Raw genomic sequence first — 2,683 nt, 5'->3', positions numbered from 1 at the left:
CACTGGCTGGGCGTCGACGGCATGGTGCGCCGCTACGCCGACTACTCGGCCGCCGACGGCTGGACCTGGCAAAACCAGGTGTCCACGATCGGAGCGATGATCCTGGGTGCCTCGATGATCCCGTTCTTCCTGAACGTCTGGATCACCTCGCGCAAGGCGCCGCGGGTCACGGTCAACGACCCCTGGGGCTACGGCGGATCTCTCGAGTGGGCCACCAGCTGCCCGCCCCCGCGTCACAACTTCACCTCAATTCCGCGCATCCGCAGTGAGCGCCCTGCCTTCGACCTCAACCACCCCGAAGCAGCGCTCCCGGTCGGTGTCGGTCCGGCGAAGGACGCTCCCGATGCTCCCGTCATGGACACGGCCGAGGGGAAGGTCAAGTAAGTGAAGACCAACGTCAACCTCTGGTGGATCCTGTCCGGGTTCTTCTTCCTCTGCTTCGCCCTGTACACGGGGTGGAACATCATCGAGCACTCCGACCGGCAGTGGTTCCACGCGATCGAGTGGGTCGGCAGCGTCGCGCTGCTGTTCACGGTGTTCATGGCCGCGATGATCGGCTTCTACGTCGACCGCGTGCACCGCGCCCAGGGCGGCGAGCTACCGGAGGACTCCCTGACGGCCGACATCGATGACGGCGATCCCGAGATGGGCGAGTTCAGCCCGTGGTCGTGGTGGCCGCTGGTGCTCGCGTTCTCCGCGGCTCTCGGCATCCTGGGTCTCGCGGTCGGCACCTTCCTGCTGCCGATCGGCCTCGGCGTGTTCGTCGTCGCCATCGTCGGGTGGGTCTTCGAGTACTACCGCGGGTACTTCGCGCGCTGAGCGGTGCCGGTTCTGCGGTGATGGCTCATTCGATTCGGGCCGGCGTCTCCAGCGACGTCGGCCCGTTTCGCGATGTCAATCAGGATGCGGCGTTCATCTCATCGTGGGGCGCGGGCGTGGCGGACGGTGTCGGCGGCGGCCCCGCTGGCGATCTCGCATCGGCGGCTCTCGTCCATCGGTTGGTCGCAGGAGGCTGGCGAGCGGGCGATGCCGCAGAGCTGACCACTCGGCTGCGGGTGGCCAACTGGGATCTGGGCGCGCACGTGCGGCGGGATCCCTCGCTGGCGGGTATGGCGACCACGTTCACGGGGATCTGGTTCGGTGATGGCGGGACCGTGCTTCTTGCGCACACCGGAGACTCTCGAGGCTATCTTCTTCGTTCGGGACGACTGCTGCGTCAGACCCGTGACGACTCGTTCGTCCAGGTGCTCGTCGATCAGGGGCTGGTGACGGAATCCGACGCGATGACGCATCCGCGCCGCAACATCATCACCGCCTCGCTTCGCGGCGAGCCGTCCGATACGGTCAGCGTGACCGCGCACACGCCGGTGGCCGGGGATCGCTGGCTGCTGTGCAGCGACGGTGTCAGCGACTACCTGCCGGACGACGCGATCGGTGAGATCCTGCGAGGCGTCGACGGGCAACAGGATGCCGCGGAGATCATCGTCGCGGCGGCCCTGCAGGCCGGCTCACGCGACAATGTGACCGCCGTCGTCGCAGACGTCGCCGCGGGGGTTCCGTCGGCCGGTGGGGTTGTCTTCGCGGGAGCGGCCACCGAGCGCTTCAGCGAAGACGCGCACCCGATCGCCGGCTGAAGCCCCGGTGTCACGCTGCCGCGCAGGCGGAGTGATCACGGGCGCACATACATGACCTGAGGGTCGAACACGCGGGGGAGCGCACCCTGAGCGTTCTCGGTGGGCAGCCCTTCGCGCACCCAGTACTCGTATCCTCCGATCATCTCCTTCACGGAGTAGCCCAGGCGAGCGAACTCGACGGCGCCCTTCGCGCCGGCATTGCAGCCGGGGCTCCAGCAGTACACGACCACCGGCGTCCTCAGGGGGATCTCCGTCGGAGCCCGCTCAGCGATCTCGCGGTAGGGAATGTGGACGGCGCCCACCGGGTGGCCCTGGGCCCAGGCGTCGGCGCCGCGCACGTCGACGAGTACGAAGGTTCGTCCGTCGCGCTGAGCCGCGTAGACGTCCGAGGCGTCGGTCTCGTGTGCGAGTTTGCCGGTGAAGTAGGAGAGGGCGTCAGTCATGGCTCGACGCTACGCGAACGACGAAGCGGCGAGGAGGACCGGGACGGTCACTCCTCGCCGCTTGACTGCCAGCCTGAGCGGGTTGTCAGTCCTTGTCTTTCGCGTCCTTCGTGTCGCCATCCGGGACGATCACATTCGACGGGCGGACGGCGGTCTCGCTCTGGCGACCATCGTCGATCGGGTGGTGCGGCGCGTCGCCGACTCCCGCCCGCTCGTGCATGCCCTGGATCTCGGCATCTTCCTCAGCGGCGATGTGATCCAGCGTGTGATGCTGGTGGGCACGCGCTTCCTCCAGCTCCGCCTGAGTGACCGGAGCGAGGCGGTCCTCGAAGAACCAGCGCGACAGCGAGGCGCGGAAGTTCTCGTGCCAGGGGATGCGACCCTGATCGTTCGGACGCACCACGAGCGGCTGGTTGGTCTCGAAGTCGACGAGCTTGACGATCTCATACTGGTCGACCGGCTGATGGACCTCGATGTACTCGCCGCCCGGAAGACGGACGATGCGGCCGGACTCGTAGCCGTGCAGGGCGATCTCGCGGTCCTTCTTCTGGAGCGCGATGCACAAACGCTTCGTGATGAAATACGCAAAAACCGGTCCAACAAAAA

Annotated in this window: 3 protein-coding genes and 2 pseudogenes; 3 read left to right on the top strand and 2 right to left on the bottom strand. The window is 67.1% G+C overall.

Features of this window, described 5'->3' with window-relative positions:
- The 3 genes and pseudogenes from I5I_RS08995 to I5I_RS08985 form a co-directional block, all read left to right on the top strand.
- Window positions 1-384, top strand: a pseudogene (locus I5I_RS08995) (cytochrome ubiquinol oxidase subunit I); the annotation flags it as partial.
- The gene (locus I5I_RS08990; protein WP_005049192.1) at window positions 385-819 is read left to right on the top strand and encodes a cytochrome c oxidase subunit 4; all 435 of its coding nucleotides are present in this window, start codon (window positions 385-387) and stop codon (window positions 817-819) included.
- Between the two features lie 20 nt (window positions 820-839).
- On the top strand, window positions 840-1,634 hold the full coding sequence (locus tag I5I_RS08985) for a PP2C family protein-serine/threonine phosphatase (protein WP_036318466.1): 795 nt from the start codon (window positions 840-842) through the stop codon (window positions 1,632-1,634).
- A 35-nt stretch (window positions 1,635-1,669) separates the two neighbouring features.
- Here I5I_RS08985 and I5I_RS08980 read toward each other — a convergent pair whose 3' ends face one another.
- Both I5I_RS08980 and I5I_RS08975 read right to left on the bottom strand, forming a co-directional pair.
- Complete coding sequence (locus tag I5I_RS08980; RefSeq protein ID WP_036318464.1) at window positions 1,670-2,077, bottom strand: rhodanese-like domain-containing protein; 408 nt, start codon at window positions 2,075-2,077, stop codon at window positions 1,670-1,672.
- An 85-nt stretch (window positions 2,078-2,162) separates the two neighbouring features.
- Window positions 2,163-2,683: pseudogene (locus I5I_RS08975) on the bottom strand (ubiquinol-cytochrome c reductase cytochrome b subunit); the annotation flags it as partial.

The organism is Microbacterium sp. B24 (assembly GCF_000333415.1).
GTDB lineage: Bacteria > Actinomycetota > Actinomycetes > Actinomycetales > Microbacteriaceae > Microbacterium.
Note: the sequence above shows the minus strand (reverse complement) of the source record. Positions and strands in the feature narration are given on the sequence as shown.